Source organism: Armatimonas sp. (assembly GCF_964826245.1).
In genome coordinates this window covers 24300-42404 of record NZ_CBAYMC010000004.1, presented here as the reverse complement: position 1 = coordinate 42404, position 18105 = coordinate 24300, and the positions used below count along the sequence as shown (strand labels likewise).

Annotated in this window: 19 protein-coding genes, 1 tRNA gene and 1 pseudogene; 12 read left to right on the top strand and 9 right to left on the bottom strand. The window is 59.0% G+C overall.

Features of this window, described 5'->3' with window-relative positions:
* Positions 1-214 precede the first annotated feature (214 nt).
* Together AC1XOS_RS01200 and AC1XOS_RS01195 are read left to right on the top strand one after the other, a co-directional pair.
* A complete protein-coding gene (locus AC1XOS_RS01200; protein ID WP_481960387.1) occupies positions 215-1144 on the top strand; it encodes an NHL domain-containing protein in 930 nt (309 codons plus the stop codon).
* Between the two features lie 18 nt (positions 1145-1162).
* Positions 1163-1236, top strand: a tRNA-Met gene (locus AC1XOS_RS01195).
* On the opposite strand, the pseudogene AC1XOS_RS01190 reads toward AC1XOS_RS01195, so the two are convergent.
* From AC1XOS_RS01190 to AC1XOS_RS01180, 3 genes and pseudogenes are all read right to left on the bottom strand, one after another.
* Positions 1196-1396, bottom strand: a pseudogene (locus AC1XOS_RS01190) (HNH endonuclease); the annotation flags it as partial. The gene AC1XOS_RS01195 and the pseudogene AC1XOS_RS01190 overlap by 41 nt on opposite strands.
* A gap of 197 nt (positions 1397-1593) precedes the next feature.
* On the bottom strand, positions 1594-2127 hold the full coding sequence (locus tag AC1XOS_RS01185) for a GDYXXLXY domain-containing protein (protein WP_481960386.1): 534 nt from the start codon (positions 2125-2127) through the stop codon (positions 1594-1596).
* Positions 2128-2131: 4 nt separating this feature from the next.
* Positions 2132-3298, bottom strand: a complete 1167-nt coding sequence (locus AC1XOS_RS01180) for a DUF2157 domain-containing protein (protein ID WP_481960385.1) — start codon at positions 3296-3298, stop codon at positions 2132-2134.
* A 190-nt stretch (positions 3299-3488) separates the two neighbouring features.
* On the opposite strand from AC1XOS_RS01180, the gene AC1XOS_RS01175 reads away from it, so the two are divergent.
* On the top strand, positions 3489-4487 hold the full coding sequence (locus AC1XOS_RS01175) for an SGNH/GDSL hydrolase family protein (RefSeq protein ID WP_481960384.1): 999 nt from the start codon (positions 3489-3491) through the stop codon (positions 4485-4487).
* Positions 4484-4894 carry a ribonuclease HI family protein gene (locus AC1XOS_RS01170; protein ID WP_481960383.1) on the top strand — a complete coding sequence of 137 codons (411 nt, stop codon included), beginning with the start codon at positions 4484-4486 and terminating at the stop codon, positions 4892-4894. Before AC1XOS_RS01175 ends, AC1XOS_RS01170 begins: the two co-directional genes overlap by 4 nt.
* Here AC1XOS_RS01170 and AC1XOS_RS01165 read toward each other — a convergent pair.
* The 3 genes from AC1XOS_RS01165 to AC1XOS_RS01155 are packed head-to-tail and all read right to left on the bottom strand — an operon-like array spanning position 4891 to position 7136.
* The gene (locus tag AC1XOS_RS01165; RefSeq protein WP_481960382.1) at positions 4891-5946 is read right to left on the bottom strand and encodes a BMP family lipoprotein; all 1056 of its coding nucleotides are present in this window, start codon (positions 5944-5946) and stop codon (positions 4891-4893) included. The two genes, AC1XOS_RS01170 and AC1XOS_RS01165, sit on opposite strands and share 4 nt — an antisense overlap.
* Positions 5947-5967: 21 nt before the next feature.
* Positions 5968-6417 carry a MarR family winged helix-turn-helix transcriptional regulator gene (locus AC1XOS_RS01160; protein ID WP_481960381.1) on the bottom strand — a complete coding sequence of 150 codons (450 nt, stop codon included), beginning with the start codon at positions 6415-6417 and terminating at the stop codon, positions 5968-5970.
* Positions 6418-6431: 14 nt separating this feature from the next.
* On the bottom strand, positions 6432-7136 hold the full coding sequence (locus tag AC1XOS_RS01155) for a pirin family protein (RefSeq protein WP_481960380.1): 705 nt from the start codon (positions 7134-7136) through the stop codon (positions 6432-6434).
* Between the two features lie 102 nt (positions 7137-7238).
* Between AC1XOS_RS01155 and AC1XOS_RS01150 the strand changes: the two genes are divergently transcribed.
* The 7 genes from AC1XOS_RS01150 to AC1XOS_RS01120 all read left to right on the top strand — a co-directional run bounded on the left by AC1XOS_RS01150 (position 7239) and on the right by AC1XOS_RS01120 (position 14140).
* Positions 7239-7448 carry a hypothetical protein gene (locus AC1XOS_RS01150; protein ID WP_481960379.1) on the top strand — a complete coding sequence of 70 codons (210 nt, stop codon included), beginning with the start codon at positions 7239-7241 and terminating at the stop codon, positions 7446-7448.
* A 116-nt stretch (positions 7449-7564) separates the two neighbouring features.
* Positions 7565-7960 (top strand): YbaN family protein, encoded by a 396-nt coding sequence (locus tag AC1XOS_RS01145; protein ID WP_481960378.1) that lies wholly within the window; start codon positions 7565-7567, stop codon positions 7958-7960.
* Between the two features lie 29 nt (positions 7961-7989).
* On the top strand, positions 7990-9117 hold the full coding sequence (locus AC1XOS_RS01140) for a heavy metal-binding domain-containing protein (RefSeq protein WP_481960388.1): 1128 nt from the start codon (positions 7990-7992) through the stop codon (positions 9115-9117).
* Positions 9118-9137: 20 nt separating this feature from the next.
* Positions 9138-9665 (top strand): DUF1559 family PulG-like putative transporter, encoded by a 528-nt coding sequence (locus tag AC1XOS_RS01135; RefSeq protein ID WP_481960377.1) that lies wholly within the window; start codon positions 9138-9140, stop codon positions 9663-9665.
* Between the two features lie 227 nt (positions 9666-9892).
* Positions 9893-11650, top strand: coding sequence for an AMP-dependent synthetase/ligase (locus AC1XOS_RS01130; RefSeq protein ID WP_481960376.1), 1758 nt, complete (start codon positions 9893-9895; stop codon positions 11648-11650).
* Between the two features lie 87 nt (positions 11651-11737).
* Positions 11738-12994, top strand: coding sequence for an MFS transporter (locus AC1XOS_RS01125; RefSeq protein WP_481960375.1), 1257 nt, complete (start codon positions 11738-11740; stop codon positions 12992-12994).
* Between the two features lie 15 nt (positions 12995-13009).
* Complete coding sequence (locus tag AC1XOS_RS01120; RefSeq protein WP_481960374.1) at positions 13010-14140, top strand: glycosyltransferase family 4 protein; 1131 nt, start codon at positions 13010-13012, stop codon at positions 14138-14140.
* Here the strand turns inward: AC1XOS_RS01120 and AC1XOS_RS01115 are convergent.
* The 3 genes from AC1XOS_RS01115 to AC1XOS_RS01105 are packed head-to-tail and all read right to left on the bottom strand — an operon-like array spanning position 14125 to position 15535.
* On the bottom strand, positions 14125-14589 hold the full coding sequence (locus tag AC1XOS_RS01115) for a DinB family protein (RefSeq protein ID WP_481960373.1): 465 nt from the start codon (positions 14587-14589) through the stop codon (positions 14125-14127). The two genes, AC1XOS_RS01120 and AC1XOS_RS01115, sit on opposite strands and share 16 nt — an antisense overlap.
* On the bottom strand, positions 14589-15050 hold the full coding sequence (locus tag AC1XOS_RS01110) for an NADPH-dependent FMN reductase (protein ID WP_481960372.1): 462 nt from the start codon (positions 15048-15050) through the stop codon (positions 14589-14591). Before AC1XOS_RS01110 ends, AC1XOS_RS01115 begins: the two co-directional genes overlap by 1 nt.
* A gap of 2 nt (positions 15051-15052) precedes the next feature.
* On the bottom strand, positions 15053-15535 hold the full coding sequence (locus tag AC1XOS_RS01105; RefSeq protein ID WP_481960371.1) for an NUDIX hydrolase: 483 nt from the start codon (positions 15533-15535) through the stop codon (positions 15053-15055).
* 65 nt (positions 15536-15600) lie between these two features.
* Here AC1XOS_RS01105 and AC1XOS_RS01100 point away from each other — a divergent pair, with 65 nt between their 5' ends.
* Positions 15601-17955 (top strand): VIT domain-containing protein, encoded by a 2355-nt coding sequence (locus AC1XOS_RS01100; RefSeq protein WP_481960370.1) that lies wholly within the window; start codon positions 15601-15603, stop codon positions 17953-17955.
* Positions 17956-18105 lie beyond the last annotated feature (150 nt).

Sequence of the window (18105 nt, the reverse complement as noted above, 5' to 3'; positions counted from 1 at the left end):
GAGCGTGGCTGGCCCGGTATTGAGAGTCATCTTGCCTTTGCCTGTGCTGCCTGGAATTTGGTGACGGATATGGCCACAGCATTATTTGGTGGCGACAAAAAGAGCATCAGTACGGCTTGGGTGCCGATTTGAAATAGCACCAATGGTTAGAAAAGAGATGTAATTTTGAACGTGAATTATACCAAGAGTGCGTAACATAAGTATAATCTTCGCCATGGACATCATCACAACCTTTGCAGGCAATGGGAAGCCTGAGCACAGCGGCGACGGCGGCATGGCAAAAGATGCGGGAATTCAAGACCCGTTCACGCTGGCCTTTGATAAAAAAGGCAACTTATTTGTGGCTGAGGCCGGGGTAAACGCACTGAGGCGCATCGAGGCAAAGACAACGAAGATCACCACGATCTACGAGACGCCCGGAGCGAAACCGGAGGATCTCGTTGCCGTGGCCGTACTGGGCGAGGCGGTCTGGACGGCGCATCGGCTCAGCCACAGAATCTACCGTGATGCCAAACCACACGACTTTGCATTTCAAGAGCCGCACGATGTCGCAGCCTCGCCCGATGGCCGCTGGCTCTATATCGCCGATGTGAAAGCGTGCCTGATCTACCGTCTCAGCGCAGCGCAAACCTCGCCGCAGGTCTTTGCAGGCACGGGCAAGCGTGCCCACTCCGGCGATGGAGGTTTGGCAACCCAGGCCGAGATTTTCGGCGCACGGGCGGTCTGCTGCTACAAAAACCTCGTCTATATCATCGAGCGTGAGGGGAACTGCGTGCGTAAAGTGGATGAGAAGGGCGTAATCACCACGATTGCGGGAACGGGTAAGAAAGGCTACACGGGCGATGGTGGCCCGGCTAAAGAGGCGACCTTCAACGGCCCCAAAGGCGCGGCGTGCGACAAAAACGGAAATCTGTTTATCGTGGACACTGAGAACCACGCGATCCGGCGCATTGATGCCAAAACAGGCGTGATCTCGACGGTGGCGGGCGGGCGCAAGGGCTCTGGCGGCGACGGTGGCCCCGCGAGCGAGGCAGGGCTAGACCGTCCCCACGGCGTCGTGATTGGCCCTGATGGGGCGCTCTACATTGGCGATACCCTCAACCACCGAATTCGGCGTGTTGCAAAGAAAGAGGAAACGCGATAGAATTACCGTCGCGATCTTGGCGGCATAGCTCAGCTGGTTAGAGCGATGGATTCATAACCCATAGGTCTCCGGTTCAAGTCCGGATGCCGCTATTTCACCTTTCCACACCAAAAGCCCAGCGTCGAGCTCATGGTGGCAATTTGGACAGAGATAGAGCAGGTTCTCAGGGGCATTGATCTGGGAGAGAAGCGCTGTCTCGGGAAAGTCCTTAATCGCTCGCAGGTGGCAAGTTTCCACGAAAAGCGCATAACCGCACCGCTGACACTGCCTCGGCGGATCTGCCGGATACGCTCCATACGGTCAAGATAGAGCTTCACCCCGACCAGCCTGACAAAGTGAAGATTCTGGCGCAACGCCAAGAAAAAATGGACAATCCGGCTCGTTTTAACGACAAAGCGTTCTATCCCGGCGCGCTCTTGATCGTCGGCGAGCTGAAGAAAGGCGCATGACTACCGAGTGGAAGTAGGGCGCTTGGCCTCGACCGTGACCGCTTTTAAGACGGCATGCCCTTGCGAGTCTACCCGCACCTCGGCGATGAGCTGACGGTCGTTGCGCCGTCCTTCGCGCTCCAGCTCCGGGCCTTTCCCGCGGGGAACAAACCAGCTCTCGATCCCGTAGGCGACGCGGCAGTGGGTCTTGTCCGCGCTGGTCACCGTGCCCTTTAGAAACGCGAAGGCATCTGTCGGGGGCGTGCGGGAGACCTCCGCACGCTCCACAAAGCGCCCACTCCGCGCGAGGGCCATGTAGACCGTCTCTCCTTTCTGCAAAGGTGGCCCCACCAGCCAGCTACTCTGCACTTCCGAAACACTGTAGCTGAGCACGATATACTCGCCGCGGAAGAAATCCACGGGGTCGATCGGCTCGACACGCAGCAGAACCGACTGCCCCGTGCGGAGCGTCAGCTGCCGCACTCCCAGGAGCCCGAGTACCAGTGCCACTTGGATAGCCACGAGCAGTGCAAAATGTCTTGGGAACTGTCGCATTGTCTTACTCCCTCTCCGCCAGTTTTTTGAGCAGTGTCCGCCGCACCCGCTCCAGCGCCAGCCCGCCGCCCAGCAGGACAATTCCTGCGCTCAGGAAGAAAACCTCCATCGGGAGTTGCTCCCAGAGTAGCTCGACATAGCGGCTCAGCACCTCCAGCGCAAAGAACGCCAGCGCCAGCTGCACCCAGCCCGGCTCCCGGCGCTCGTAGCCGATCCAGAGCACGCCTATAATTACCAAGAGCAGGAGAATGTTAAAGCCCGTCCGGAGCAGGGCTTCGTCGAGTCCCCCACCGACAAGCAAGCCTCCTGCGAGCAGTGTCAGCGCCAGTAATCCCAGCCCCTCGCCACGCTCCAGCGGCTCTTGGCCTCTCCGAAAGAGCAGCACCAAGGTGGTAGCCAGCGTACCGATTCCAAGTCCCACGAGCCGAAGCTTCCCGCCCGGTGCAAGATAGGCCCACTCGGTGCCGGGATAGTTATGGAGGGAGAGTCCAAAATCGGCGAGAATAGTCAAGGTGGCCAAGAGCATAAACACGCCCAGCCCTTCGGCAAGCCCGGTGAGGCGGGGAACCAAGCGGCCCAGCGCTACCAAGAGCGTGCCCCAGAGCAGGAAGACTGCGCAGAACCCGCCCGGCCCGTCGCACCAGAACGCGGACTCCACGCCCAGTGCGATGGTGAGCAGAATCAGCCCCAGCCCTAGCATCGCCCGTGACTCCAAGAGCCAGCCCAGCGGCAGCACGCCCACGGCCCAGAGAACCAGCAGCGACGGTGCCTCGGCGTTGATGTGCATGGCCTGCGCCACCAGAAAGAGATTCGCGCCGTAGAGCAAGACGCCCAGAAAGAGCAGCGCATTGCCTGTTCCGTGGTAGCTCTCCCCGACATAGCGTAGCCGAAAGCCCCCCCAGTACGCGAGCATCATCGCTACCAGCAGGCCACCCAGCTTTGCCGCGCCAGGGATCACCGCCCAGTTGGAGGCCACAAAGACAATCATCCCGATCCCGATCAGAAGCGCCCCCAGAAACGAGAGTACCACCGCGATCTTGCTACGCGCCGGGCCATCTTGGCCGTCGTAGCGCGCCAGCAAGCGCTCAGCGAGAGCGGCGTCCACCAGGCCCTCGTCGTGCCAGTGTTCCACTTCTTGCCGAAGCCGCCGAACAAACTCGGATTCTTTCATGTCCTACTGTAACCGACTTCTATGCTCTTCGCGTGGGGCTTTTGACGGAGTTTGAGCGCGTCTGGCCTGGGTACAATGCCCTATGCCATCGATAGTCGTCGGAGCTTGCTGCAAAAGAGCTACTCAAACTGCTGGCGAGCCACTCTGAAAGCGACACGAAAGACTAATCTCGGGTACAACATGCTCTAAGATGGATATTTTTGGAGAGAGCTTTGTGCTCACCCGCACCGAGCCCGGCAAGTTTTGCGTGGAGCGCGTGACAAAGGGTAGCGTGACGGTGCGCAGCACGTTTCTGCCCGATAGGCCCGGGAGCGTTGTCTACACCGAGGGACGGGACTACGTGGTGGACGATGCCAAAGGGACTCTGGCACGCACTCCCGGCTCGCGCATCCCCGACTTTGCTACCAACCCACTCTTTGGCCAGAAAGACTTCGACCATACTAAGTTTCCCGGCTTCACCAACCATCCGTGGTTTGTCTGGGCGGACTACAAGACACCCGAGAAAATCTCTTGGGCGCGGCGCAACGACCAGACGCGCTCCTTGGCTGAGGTGAAGAAGAAGCTACAAGCGGGTGGGCCGTTTAAGATTGTGAGCTACGGCGATAGCATTACAGCGGGCGGTGAGGCTTCGGAGCAGGCGCTGCGCTTCCAGTGGCGCTGGGCAGTGTCGCTTGGCAAGAAGTTCCCCAAAGCGGCGATCACGATAGAGGATCTCTCGCTCTCCGGGTACACGTCGCGACAGGGAATCGACTGGTTCGACAAGAAGCCCGAGTCGCTGCGGCCTGTGACGACCCTGGGGACGTGCGAGAAGCCGGACTTGGTGCTGGTGGGTTTTGGGATGAACGATCACAACCGGGGCAGCGTCGAACCTGAGGTCTTTAAGAACAACCTGGTCGCGCTCACCAAGCTGATTCGGGAGCGCAAAGACGCAAGCGTGATCTTATTCTCCGCCTTTCCCCCCAACGACGACTGGCACTACGGGACGCACCGCATGGCGCAGTTTGCCACCGCGACCAAGCAAGCAGCGAGCGAGGCGGGCGTGGCCTATGTCGATGTATTTTCCACCTGGGAGCAGGTGCTAAGGCGCAAGGACCAGCCCTCGCTCTTGGGAAACAATATCAACCATCCCAATGACTTTGGCCACTGGCTCTACGCACAAGCCTTCGAGGCGGTACAATGGCCCGCATGAAGATGATCCTACACACCGATGGGGCGAGCAAGGGCAACCCTGGAACCGCAGGGATTGGCGTGGCGTTCTGGCGCGACGGCGAGGCGGAGCCGTTTCACACCCTCGCGGAGCGCCTTCGCGACACAACCAACAATGCCGCTGAGTACACGGCGCTGCTACGTGGCTTGCAGGAAGCACTCCTCAAGGGCGCAAGCGAGGTGGAAGTTCGCACGGACTCCGAGCTGATGGCCAAGCAGATCGCCGGGCTCTATAAAGTCAAGTCGCCGGAGCTAGAGCCACTCTTTGCCGAGGCCAAGCGCCTGCTGAGCAAGTTCGATAAAGCCAAAGTCGTCCATGTCCGACGCGAGCAAAACGCCCTCGCGGACAAGCTTGCCAACCAGGGCGTTAAGCTGCCACTGCCCGTCTAGTTACCCACTTTTGCCTTGGTGAAGTTATCAAAGCCGCGCGCATCGGCAGGGGGCTTGAGCTTTCCTTCAATAATCTCCTGCTTGAGCTCCTCAATCTTCTTGAGGACATCGGCAGGGATCTTGTCTTTAGTATTCTTCATCACCGAGAGCCCAATGCCGTCCTCTTTCAGGCCCAGCTCTACTGTCCCACTGTTGAAGTGGCCTTCTTTCACCTGCTTACAAACATCAAAGACCGCCACATCTACACGCTTGACCATAGAGGTCAGCACACGCCCCGGCGCTTCATCGTCCTGGTCTTTGTCCACCCCGATGGCGTAGTACCCCTCACCCTTGGTCTGGGCGGCCTTGATCACGCCAATTCCCGCTTTGCCCGCCGCATGGTAGACAATATCCGCTCGCATTCCCATCTGAGAGAGCGCCAGCTCCATGCCTTTTTGTGAGTCGTTGAAGTCGCCGACATAGGCCACGCGGGTCTGGATATCGGGCTTGATCGTAAATGCCCCTGCTTGGTAGCCGTACTCGAATTTCTTAATGAGCGGCATCTCCATCCCCCCCACAAAGCCCAGCACGCCTGACTTACTCACCGAGGCTGCCAGTGCGCCCGCCAAGAACGAGCCCTCTTCCTCGCGAAACTTATAGGCTACGCAGTTAGACGACGAAGGCGCATCGCCATCAATAATCGCGAACTTGACTTTTGGGAACTTAAACGCAACTTCCTTGAGGGCATCTTGCATCAAGAAACCAACGGCAAAGACCACATCGTACTTGGCTTCCGCAAACTTAGTGAGGTTGGCGACATAGTCCGCATTTTGTTTGGACTCGACATACTTCACCTGCGCTCCCAGCTCTTTTTCCGCTTTCTGGAGCCCCGCCCAGGCCTGTGCATTAAAAGACTTATCACCCACACCGCCGGTATCGGTGACCAGCCCTGCCTTGATCTTCTTTCCTTCGCCAGAAGGCGGCGCGGGAGTCTCTTGCTTTTTGCCACAGCTCCCCCCCGTAGCGATAAGTGCTCCCGAGAGAGAGAGTGCGAGAAAATGACGACGATTCATGGCCTCAGTATACCCGCAACGCTAGCCGACGCCTTTTCCCAGTCGTCGTAAGAGCCCATCGAGTAGCTCACGCTCCTCTTCCGTTAAGAGAGACATCTCCTTTGCCACCGCCTCAACGTGCTTGGGAAAGAGGCTCGTGATAAGCTGCTCCCCAGGCTCCGTCAAGTGAACAAAGACAATGCGCCTGTCGTGCTCGCAGCGCTGGCGGCGCACCAGTCCACTTTTCTCCAGGTTGTCTACAATGACAGTTAGGTTGTTGGGACTCCGCAGGTGCTTACGGGCCAGATCAGAGAGCTTGAGTGGCCCTAGGTGGTAGAGTGCCTCCAGAACCCCGAACTGGCCCTCGGTCAGCCCGGAGTCCTGGAGACAGCTCAGAGCGCGCCGTGCCACAGACTCGGCGGCGCGCATGAGCTTGATGTAGGTATCCAGCGCCTGCTTCTGCGAGTCAGGCCCCACGAAATGGGTCGGCATAGGGCATTATAGCCCTAATCTCCGGGAAGGTCGAAGAGGAGCACTTCACTTGCCGCATGGGCCTGTAGCGTCACGAGAGTCTCCTGCTCCAGCTTCGCCGCATCGCCGGTTGCCAGAAGCTGCCCATTGACGGTCACTTCCCCCGCGACAATATGCACATAGCCCAGGCGGCCCGTGGCCAGCGTGTGCTCCCGGCTCTCGCCCGGCTCTAAAAGCGTTGTCAGAAGCTCCGCATCCTGGTAGATTTCCATCGCGCCCTCGCGGCCTGTGCCTGAGGCTACCACGGCCCACTTGCCCCGCTTTGCGCTCTCGGGGATATGGCTCTCGCCGTAGCGCGGCGCGGCTCCTAGAATATTGGGCTCGATCCAGATCTGAAACAGATGGAGCCATTCGGTATCCGAAGCATTGGCCTCGCTGTGAAAAACCCCGGTTCCGGCACTCATGCGCTGGATGTCGCCGGGCCTCAAAATCCCCTTGCCCCCCGTGTTATCCTCGTGCGCCAAGGAGCCAGAGAGCACATACGTGATAATCTCCATGTTCTCGTGCGGGTGCATCCCAAAACCTCGGCTCGGCCCAAACTTGTCCTCGTTGATCACGCGTAGTGGGCCAAAACCCATGTTGTCCGGGTCGTGGTACGTGTTAAAAGAGAACGAGTGGTAGGCATCCAGCCAGCCACGGTTGGCATGTCCTCGCTCATTCGATCGTCGTATTGTCATCATCTCAATTATCCTCCTGCTTTATTAAACCCCACTCCGTCAAAATAGTTCCAACTGGAAGTAAATTTTAGCAAACCAGAGTTTTTTTACGATACAACCATTACCATGCGATACGTGATTTTTGACATTGAGGCGACAAGCTGGGAGGAGCAGGTCTCACCAGAGAGAACCGAGATTCTGGAGATCGGGGCCGTTGAGCTTTCGTCGGCGCGTACGGCAGCGGCAGTCTCTAGCGAGTTTGGGATGCTGGTGCGCCCCGTAGGAACCCCCGTACTCTCAGACCCACAGGTCTCGGGCCTGCGCTGCGCCATCTGAACCTTACCCACGCGGGACGGCCCCACAGTGCCCCCGATGACGCGAGAAGCATCGCCCGAATCGCCCGCCTCTTGCTCCCCACTCTTGCCCAGAGTCCGCGGTATACTCGCTAGTATATGCGCTACCTCTGGCTGACTCTGGGCTTTCTGTGTGTCGGGCTGGGGTTTGTGGGAATTGTGGTGCCAGGCTTGCCTGCGACGGGCTTCTTTGTCGCGGCGGCCTGGTGCTTCTCCCGGAGCAGCGAGAAATTTCTCTTCTGGCTCCTGAACCTGCCCCTCGTCGGACCGCTCCTTCAGGACTACCGTGCAGGGCTCGGAATGCCCCTCAAAGCCAAGTGGTTCGCCTCCATCAGCCTCTCGCTCGCGGTGAGTATCAGCTCACTTTTTGCCATCCGCCTGCTCTGGGGCAAGATCGGCTGCATCGCACTAGGGCTCATCGGCCTCTGGTACATCTGGACCCGCGTCCCACTCCGCGAGAAAGTTCTCGCGAAGCAGGAATCTCGCGTAGAATAGGGTGATAAGGACAAAACAAAGTGGCGATTATGACAGGGCTTTCCGGCAACGAGATGTTCTGCTTGCACCTGAAGGGCTTTGCACCGGGCGAGCTGGTGATTGGCAACAGTGTCTACTCCATGGGCTTTGTGGGCTCGGTGGGGGCGGGCTTCAAGACCATGATGGGCGGCGAGATCGAGCAGGTGACGCAGATTGTCCACGAGGGACGACAGAGTGCGCTGGATCGGATGATCAAAGAGGCCGAGCATCATGGCGGGATCGGGATCACGGGCGTTTCCAGTGAGCTGATCTGGCAGTCCGGCAATGTCGAGTTTCTCTCGATTGGCTCGTGCATCCACCACGAGGGCAATAAGTCCGAGAAGCTGGCGTTCTCGACGTCGGCGGATGGTCAAGAGCTCTACTGCCAGCTCGACTGTGGCTTCATGCCGATCAAGTTCGCTTTTGGCAATGTGGCCTACTCGATTGGGATCGGTGGAGGGGTGATGGGCGGTCTGCGCTCCCTGGCACGCGGCGAGGTAAAAGAGTTCTCCGATGTCTTCAACGCAACACGGCACCGGGCGCTCACGCGCATCACGGAGGAGGCGCGCTCCGTGGGAGCCAACGCCGTACTCGGAATCCAGACGACGATCTTGCCGCTCAATGGGATGCAGGAGATGGTCATGGTCGGCACGGCATCACGCCACGCCGAGCTCGATCCACGCCACTTCGAGGCCCCGATCACCAGTGATTTAACCAACGAGGAGCTCTGGAATATCTGGCACATGGGCTACCAGCCGATCCAGCTTGTCTTAGGCGTCTCCGTCTACTCCCTCGGCTTTGTCGGCAGCTTCACCGCCGCGTTTAAGTCTTTGGTGCGTGGCGAGATCTCGGAGCTGAGCTCGCTGATCTACGAGGCACGTGCGAACGCCATCACGCGCATCAAAGCCGACGCCGAGCTGGTCGGGGCCGACGATGTGATGGGGATCAAGACCTATGTCTACAACTTAGGCAGCGGTCTGATCGAGTTCATGGCCATCGGCACTGCCGTCAAGAAAATCCCCGGCACGAAAACCCTGAGCCCCGCGCTCCCGCCTCAGGCGGTGATCAAGGACAAAGATACGTTCTTTAATAACGCGGAGAAGATCTTGGGCGCAAGCTTGAACGTGGGCCCGCGGTAGCCTCACTGGAAAAGCCAGAAATGGGCAGTTGGCGTGAGAAAAGTACAGGGCACAAACTCGGCTGCATCGCCGTTGCGGGTCTGCTTGGTGCCGTCTTCATTTCAGAGTTTGCCCATGTCACGTCGTCGGCACGCATGAAGGCGCGAAGCATGACTTGTGAAGCGAATCTGAAAAAGCTCTCGTTTGCTTTGCTTATCTACGCAGAGGAGCATAAGAACCATCTGCCAGATGCGGCCCACTGGCGCGAGGAGCTGCGCCCCTATCTGAAACCTGGAGACAATTTAGGTTGTCCCGAAGTAAAATCAGGCGATGGCTATGCGATGGAGCCGCGTCTCTCTAAGACTGATCTGGATACGCTGGAAAATCCCTCGGAGACGATCTTGCTCTACGAAACCGACGCGCCTGACCAAAAGCCGCGCCCGCCGCTTACTAAGACGCGTCATGGAGCGCCCAATATCGCCTTTGTGGATGGACGGGTAAAGTATGGTTATGGCGCGTACCAACAGAAGCTGCACGAGCGGAGTGATGCGCTTCTCACGAGAAAATAGGGAGAGTGCTCACGTTTTCTAGGACTCTCCCCCGCGCAAATTGGGCCCAATGCCCTGCGCGGGGTGGGGAGTCCTTGGCCTAAAATGCAAGGCATGGAAAACGTCATCACAATCGCAATGCTGCACTGGGCTCTGGGAAGCGCTGTGCTCCTAACTCTCGCGTGGCTCTGTGCGGCAGGTTTTTGCCGCCACGATGGCTAAATGGGAAGCCAAGAGGACACAAGACAATGACAGAGCAGACACTGACACAGTTTTTTCAAAAGACCGTCGCCGCGCACGGGAGCGCTGTGGCGATGCGCTATCGAAAAGAGCGCGAGTGGCACGACATTACCTACACCGAGCTCGCCGCCAAAGTGGAGAGGGTAGCGGCAGGCCTGCGGAGCTTGGGGATCGTGCACGGTGACCGGGTGGCGATCTACGCCGAGAACCAGCCGGAGTGGGTGATAACCGATCTGGCGTGCCAGGCGCTCGGTGCGATCAACACGTCTATCTACCCGACGCTTCCGCCGGCACAAGTGGCTTTTATTGTCAATGACAGTGGCGCCAAGATTCTCATTGCGGGCAATGCCAAGCTGCTAGCCAATGCAAGAGTTGCACAGGCAGAGTGCTCCAGCCTGACCCAGCTCGTGGTGATGGGCGAGGCCGGCAGTGACGCGATGTCGTTTACCCAGCTTCTGGAGCGTGGACAAGCGAACCCCTTCGGCCCCGGTGAGTACGCAGCGACGTGCCAGGCAGTTCAGCCCCACGACACGGCAGCCCTGATCTACACGTCGGGGACAACCGGCGATCCGAAGGGCGCGATGCTCACCCACAACAACTTCACCAGCAATGTCATCAATGCGCTGGCGCTCTTCTCCCGAGGCGGCGTGACGGTAGACTCCCATGATGTCTTCCTCTCGTTCTTGCCGCTCTCGCACTCGTTTGAGCGCATTGGCTGCTATCTCTCGCTGGGCACGGGTGCTGCAACCGCCTACTCGGAAGGTGTCAAGACCCTCGCCGAGGAGATGAAAACCCTTCAGCCGACCATCATGCTCTGCGTCCCACGCCTCTGGGAGATGATGCAGGAGCGGGTTATGAGCGCGGCGGCGAAGGCGGGTGAGGTGCGCTTTGCGATCTTTACCAAGTCGCTGGAGGCCGCAAAAGAGTGCATCCGCGCGGAGCAAGCAGGCAAGAGCCCCGGAATGGCGCAGAGCCTACAGCGGGCCACGGGCGAAAAACTTGTCTTCCACAAGATTCGTGAGGAGTTTGGTGGCAAGTTCCGGCTGATGGTCTCCGGCGGCGCAGCACTCAACCCGGAGACGGCGCTCTTCTGGCGGGCGCTTGGCATGAACTTACTGGAGGGCTATGGCCTCACCGAGACCTCACCCGTGATCTCGATCAACCCTGGCCATGCAGTTCGTTTGGGGACCGTGGGGCAGGTCATCAACGAGGGCGAGGTCAAGATCGCTCCTGATGGCGAGATCTGCTACCGTGGCCCCAATGTGATGAAGGGCTACTGGAACAACGAGCAAGCCACGCGGGATATGATCGACGATGAGGGCTGGCTCCACACCGGCGATATCGGTGAGCTCAGCGCCGATGGCTACCTCAAGATCACCGATCGCAAGAAAGACATTATCGTGCTGGCCAACGGCAAGAATGTCTCGCCCGTGCCCATTGAGACCAAGCTTAAGAACTCCCCATTTATCACCGAAGTGGTGCTCATCGGCGACAAGCAGAACTCCATCACAGCACTCGTCGTCCCGAACTTAGACAAGCTGCGTGAGGCGGGTATTGCGGAGGCAGATCACAAGAAAAAGATCAAGTCCGAGATTGATGCAAACTCCACCACGCTGGCGGACTTTGAGAAGGTCAAGAAGTTCACACTGATCAACGCCGTCTTCTCCATTGACAGTGGCGAGCTAACCCCGACACTGAAAGTGAAGCGAAAAGCAGTTCTCAAGAAGTGGGCAAAAGAAGTCGCCGAGCTGCGTGGCGATGAGTAAGCTCTCCCCCCTAACCCCCGTGCAACGGGGGAAAAATAAGGAAACTTCCGACTTGTCCCCCCGCCCAGCGGGGGTTAGGGGGGAAGTGTGAGACCAACGTTTCAGGACAAGCCGTTTTGGTACCTGGGAACGGGTGCCTACTGGTTTGTCACCAGCCTGAAGTGGTTCGTGCTCTTTCTGCTCCAGCCTCTCCAAGTAGCCGAAGTGGTGCCAGGTGGCGAGAAGAACGGGGCGTGGGGGATGATTGTCGCCATCGGGGCGTTTGAGGCGATGATCGGCCCAGCGGTGATGGGCTGGCTCTCCGATCGCACACGAACGCGCCTTGGCCGTCGCCGCCCGTTTCTGGCGATAGGCGCGGCACTCACCAGTGTCGCGCTTCTCTTGCTCGGTCAGGCAAACTCGCTTGTTTTCATGGCGATTGCCTATCTGTTCCTGCAGATCTCCGACGATGTGGCGACCGGCCCGTACGCCGCCCTGATCTACGACCAGGTGCCAGAGAACCACCGGGGCAAGGCCAGCGGTATTCTGAGCATGCTCCAGCTGATCGCGCAGATCGTCGCCGTGGGAATTGGGCTGGGGCTGGGAAAGATTGGGCTGATCTATCTCGCCGTGGCGGTGATCAATATTGTCTGCGCCGTGATCACCCTCGCCATCTGGCATGAGCCCGCCGCCCCCGAGCGCCACGAGAATGAGCCGCTTCCACTGCTACCCAAGCTCTCTTTAAGGTCCTGGACGGAGCCGTTTCGCTCCTCGGACTTTCGCTGGGTCTGGCTGGCGCGGTTTTTAGTGGCTTTTGGCTTCTACTTAATCCTACTCTATGTCAGCAACTATCTCTCAGATCGGGTTCGCCAGCTCACCCTCTTTGGGCTGGATCTCGGCCAGCCCAAGAACGGGGCGCTGGCAGCGGCGCTGGTGATCTCTCTCTCCGGGGCGATTGGCTCCGGGATTGCGGCAAAGTTAGTAGATAATATCGGGCGCAAGAAAAGTATCCGTCTTTGTGGCTGGATAATGGCCGCCGCACTGATTCCCTTTGCTCTGATCCCCAACTTCACGGTGATTTTTTGCGTCGCGCTGGTCTTTGGGCTGGCCTACGGTGTCTATTTATCCGCCTCCTACGCCCTCGCCGCCGATGTCCTGCCCAACCCAGAGGATGCGGCAAAAGACATGGGAATCTGGCAGGCGAGCGTCTCCACGCCGCAAGTGCTCACCGGCACGGTGGGCTTATTAGTGGATGCAGGCAACAAGTCCTCCAGCGGCCTAGGCTATACCTTCGCTTTCTTGATCTCGTCCGCGGCGTTTCTGACGGGCTGTCTGCTCGTACAGAAAGTTCAGGCATCTCGGTGAGGGTACAATGGCCACGTGAAGATTCTTGCTGTCAGCCACTCATGTATCGTGGATGTGAATCAGCGCCTTTTTATCGAGCTCAATCGCCTCCCCGATACACGAGTGGAGCTTGTGGTTCCGTATGAGTGGGTCAGCGAGTACGATGGGAAGCGCTTTCTCTCAGCACACCATCCTGAGGCGACCTTTCCGATTCACCATGTGCCTGTCGTGAAACCAGGCCATATCACCTTTCATTGTTATCCACGCCTTCCTATGGCGGCGATCCGTCGCTTTGCTCCCGATGTCATCTACTCCACGCAAGAGCCCTGGAGCTTAAGCAACTTGCAGTTTTTGCTTCTCGCCAAGCAGCTCAAGATTCCTTTTTTCTTTCACACCAATCAGAATCTCTTTAAAAACTATCCCCCGCCGTTTCGCTGGTTTGAGCAGCTTTCCTACAGAGCTGCAGGGACAGCGCTCTCGTACTCAGAGGAAGCGCGGCAGGTGATGATAAAGAAAGGCCTGAAGCGTCCTTCGCTGGTTATTCCCTACGCCACGAGTATCGAGCAGTTTCAGCCAGGACGTGAGGAGCCGCTTCGCCAGGAGCTGGGCCTTGCCGGTGCTGTGGTGATTGGGTACATGGGCCGCTTCGTCCCCGAAAAAGGTGTTGAGCTGATTATTCAAGCCCTCGCCAAGCTCCCTGACACGGTAAAGCTACTGCTCGTGGGCTCAGGCGTGGAGGAGGCACGGCTACGGGCTGAGGCGGCAGAGCGTGGCGTGGCCGAACGCGTTGTCTTTACGGGCTCCGTGGCTCATAACCAAGCGGATCGCTACATGCGCTGCTTGGATATCCTAGTGCTTCCCTCGCGCACGGCGTCAAACTGGAAAGAGCAGTTTGGGCGTGTTCTCATCGAGGCGCTGGCTTGCAAGATCCCTGTGGTGGGCTCCGACAGCGGCGAGATTCCCAATGTCATCCAAGCCACGGGGGGAGGGCTTGTCTTCCCTGAGGGGGATGCCGATGCACTTGCGAAATGTCTGGGAGAGCTTGTCGCATCCCCCGAGCGCCGCAGGGAGCTCGCCAGCACTGGCTACGAGGCGGTTCATGACCGCTATACCTTTGAGGCCGTTGCTCGCCAGCTCCACACGGTCTTCTCTCAGTCGCGGTACTGAATAAACTGCTCGGCGTGGTAGCCGTCGTGACCTAGAATCATCACAGACAGATCACTCAGATCAATCATCCCAATCTCATCACGGTTTCCCTGGCGCTTCCATTGCTCGGGGGTGAGGCTCTCAAAAAACGCCAGCAGTGCGGCTCGACTGGTTACAAAACGTGCAAGCGACTCCGCAATAGGCATGGTGGCGTAGTTTCGCTCGATGGCAAGCTGGCCTTCATCGTAGCCGGGCAGCAGGGGGATTTCTTCGTCGCGAATGCGCTCGCCACGCGTGCGGAAAATCTCGTCCCAGTCCGCCATGTGCGCGAGGGCCTCGCGGATCGTGAAGCGGTCCGCATCGGGGCGTCGGTCCGCCTCTTCGTCGGTGATGCCCTCAAGGAGCTTGATATAGACCTGCGGCGTCGCACGGAGACCGCTTAAAATATAGCGCTGAATATAGGGATTCATTAGTTTCCTTTCAAGAGTGTTTCTACCAGCTCTTCAATCCGTCCACGAACCGTCTCCCCAAGCTGGCCTTCGTCAAAGTCGTTGCCGGTAGCGTAGACGAAGCGCGGGACGATCCAGCAGCGAAAATCGAGCATGAGGGCGTTGGCAAAGCTCATCACGCTCATGTAGCTACGCTGGCCGCCTGCCTGACAGAGAAAACCCACCGTCTTTCCCTCCAGCGCCCCGCCATGATCCTCGATCACCTGCTTGGCGGCAGCGTTCACATCGAAATTGTAGATGGGAACCGCGAAGATAATATGGGTGGCCAGCTCCAGCGGCCCGGCAAGCTCTGGTGAGTCACGCAAGTCTAGTAGCGTGTGCGGGATGCCGCGCTCCGCGAAAAGCCCCGCGGCGTGGCGTGCCAGGTGCTGGGACTTGGAGCTACTATCTAAGCTGGTCGCAACCAGGGTGACATGAACCATGACTATGATACAGCAAGCGCTAAAATCCGTTCCCGATGCGTCTCGACGAGGGCGGCTTGCTCGGGCCAGAACAGGGGTGGCAGGGGCTTGGAGAAATCAAACCAGTGGGTGACATAGCCACGCCCCACTTCGGTGGGCTGTGGCTCGGTCTCATTCGTCGTGTAGAGAAAGTAGTGGGTTGTGGTCCAGCGGGTCTTATCAAAGCTCAGGCGCTCGCGGATGCCAAGCTTCTCGACGAGCTGGAGCTGGGAGAAGCCCGCCTCTTCCTCGATCTCACGCCGCGCTGCTGTCTCGATCTCCTCGCCTTTATCCACACCACCTTTCGGAAGAATATACGCGGTGGTGACTTTGATATCTTCGCCGGTAGTCAGTGCGATCCAGAGCTTGCCGCTCTCGTCTTTACGCACGATAATACCACCTGCCGCTAACCGATCCCGGATACCACTCTCTGGACGCGTGTACCAGCTCTCATCAATCACAGCCATAGAGCTAGTATATCCGCAGAGCGACATTGAACCTTTTTGTTTCACGATGGTACTAAGAGAGTACTATGGAAAATGCATTTAACCGTCGTCGTGCCCTCCAAGTTTTGGGAGCGGGTCTTCTTACGAACCTTGGAGTGACTTGGGCACAGCTGCCCAGTGGACAGCCGCCGACTCGGCCCGTGCCGCCGCGCCCGTTTCCACTTCCACCGCGTCCCACGCAGAGGATCACCGTTTCGTCGGTCACGCTCAACGCGGACATTAAAGACGGGATCGCCACGGTTGAGGTCTCGCATGTCTTTAAGAACGCAGGCACGGTGCAGGGTGAGGCAGACTTTGTCTTCCCCATCCCAAGTGGCGCGACCGTGCGAGACTTCGCGATGTACGATGGCGAGCAGAAGTTCGAGGCGCGTGTGCTCAATAAAGACGAGGCCACAAAAATCTACGAAGAAATTGTCCGGCAGCGGCGCGACCCGGCGCTACTGAGCTATGTCGGGCAGGGGCTGCTGCGAGCACGGGTATTTCCGATTCCAGCGGGCGGCGAGCGGCGCGTGACGATGCGGCTTGTCTCGGTTCTCCCGCGCGAGGGCGATGCGAAGAAGTTTGTCTGGGCGCTGGCGGGGCCGCACCTGCCCGGAGGAGTGCAGCCCGCGTTTGTGAGCGTGCGCATAGTCGCCAGCAACGCCGGGAGCCTCTACTCGCCCACGCACGATGTGACCATTAAGCGGCTTGAGGACGGCACGGGCCGCGTCTCCGCAGAGTGGTCGTCCACTAAGAACGAAGGGGCGCTAGCGGAGCACCCCGAGCTGGCGCTCTATGTGGGAGCAAGAGACACCAGTGCCGTCGCGCTCTCGCTACTCAGCTACAACACGGCGCTGCCTCAAGTCGCCCATATCGGCGGCGGCCTGCACCAGAGCGGCTACTTTATGGTGATCGCCAGCCCCAATATCCCTAAAACAGCGCTCAAGGATCTTCCGCCACGCCGCGTCGTGCTGGTGATGGACCGCTCTGGCTCGATGCAGGGCAAGAAGATCGAGCAGGCACGCAGCGCCTTAAAATTCGCCGTGGGAAAGCTGCGCCCCCAAGACAGCTTCAATATTCTCACGTTCTCCGATGCCGTCACCAAGTTCTCGCCGGAGCCGGCTCGGGCGACGCCCGATAACCTCAAGCGTGCCGCTGCCTTTGTGGATGAGATTGTCGCGGATGGGGGCACCAATATCAACGATGCCCTCACCGATGGCCTCAAGCAGTTCCCGGAGAAAAGTAGCGGAAATCGCTTGCTGTTCTTCACCGATGGCCTGCCGACCGTGGGGACGCGCGATCATGCGACCATTCTGAGCAATGCCGTGAGCGCTGCGCAGAAACGCGCTCGGTGCTTTGTCTTTGGAGTCGGCTACGATGTGGATGTCCCGTTTCTGGACCGCGTCGGCAGCAAGCTCAGCGGCGATGCGGACTACGTGCGCCCCGATGAAGACATCGAGATTAAGACCAGCCAGTTTGTGGCCAAGACCAGCACGGCGGTGCTGGAGAACCTCAAGCTTAAAGTGACAGGTGCGGGTGCGGGCGAGATCTACCCCAAGCCTGATGAGCTTCCCGATCTCTTCGAGGGCAGCCAGCTTGTCTTAGTCGGGCGCTACGGGGTGGGCTCGGGCATGTCTGTGACCCTCACGGGCGATGTTCTGGGCAAGCCCCAGAGCTTCGTGCTCGACACCAAGCTCGCCGCCGTCTCCACCGAGGCCAGCTTCTTGCCACGCCTCTGGGCCAGCCGCAAGATCGGGTATCTGCTCGATGAAATCCGCGATGAGAAAGACCCGGCGCGGCGCAAAGAGATCGAGGAGCAGATCATCGGGCTCTCCAAGGAGTTCGGCGTTCTCACCCCCTACACCGCGATGTTCGTCCCCGAGCCCGGCACCGCCGATCAGCCCATAAGACGTCTGCAGTTGGGTGCCCCCGGAGCGCCCTCGAGCTCTGGTGGCTTTGGTGGTGCAGGCGGCTTTGCGGCCAAGGCGGATATGCGCAGCGGTGAGAGTGCGGTGAATCTGAGTCAGAGTGCACGCGGTGGTCGGGCGCAGAACCAAGCGGGCAATTTGGCGGCGATCACGTCCCAGAGCGGCGCGGATAAGAAGCTCGCGGAGGCGCAGGCGCGGCAGATTCAGTACGCGGGCAATCGGGCGTTCTACCAGCGCGGCACAAACTGGGAAGACGGCACCTACGATCCTAAGAAGCAGACGGAGTTAGTCAAGATCAAGCTCTACTCCGACGCCTACTTCGCGCTCGTGCGGCGCAGCGGTGACTGGGCCAAGTGGGCCGCCGTCGGGGAGAACGTGGTCGTGGTTGCCAGCGCCAAGAAGGCCATTCAGTTCAGCGAAGACGGCAAAGAGAAGCTCACCGATAAAGAGCTCGACACACTGCTGAAAAAATAAAATCGTCCGCCGCCCCATGAAATGAGGCGTCTGCAGTGGCGCAAGCGCCGTAAAGCCCGTGCCGGGCTGGGGAACCGACTCGGTAGCCCGGCACGGGCTTTGCAGCCGAAGGCTACCCAGACGCCTCATTTCATGAGGCGGATTGGTGAT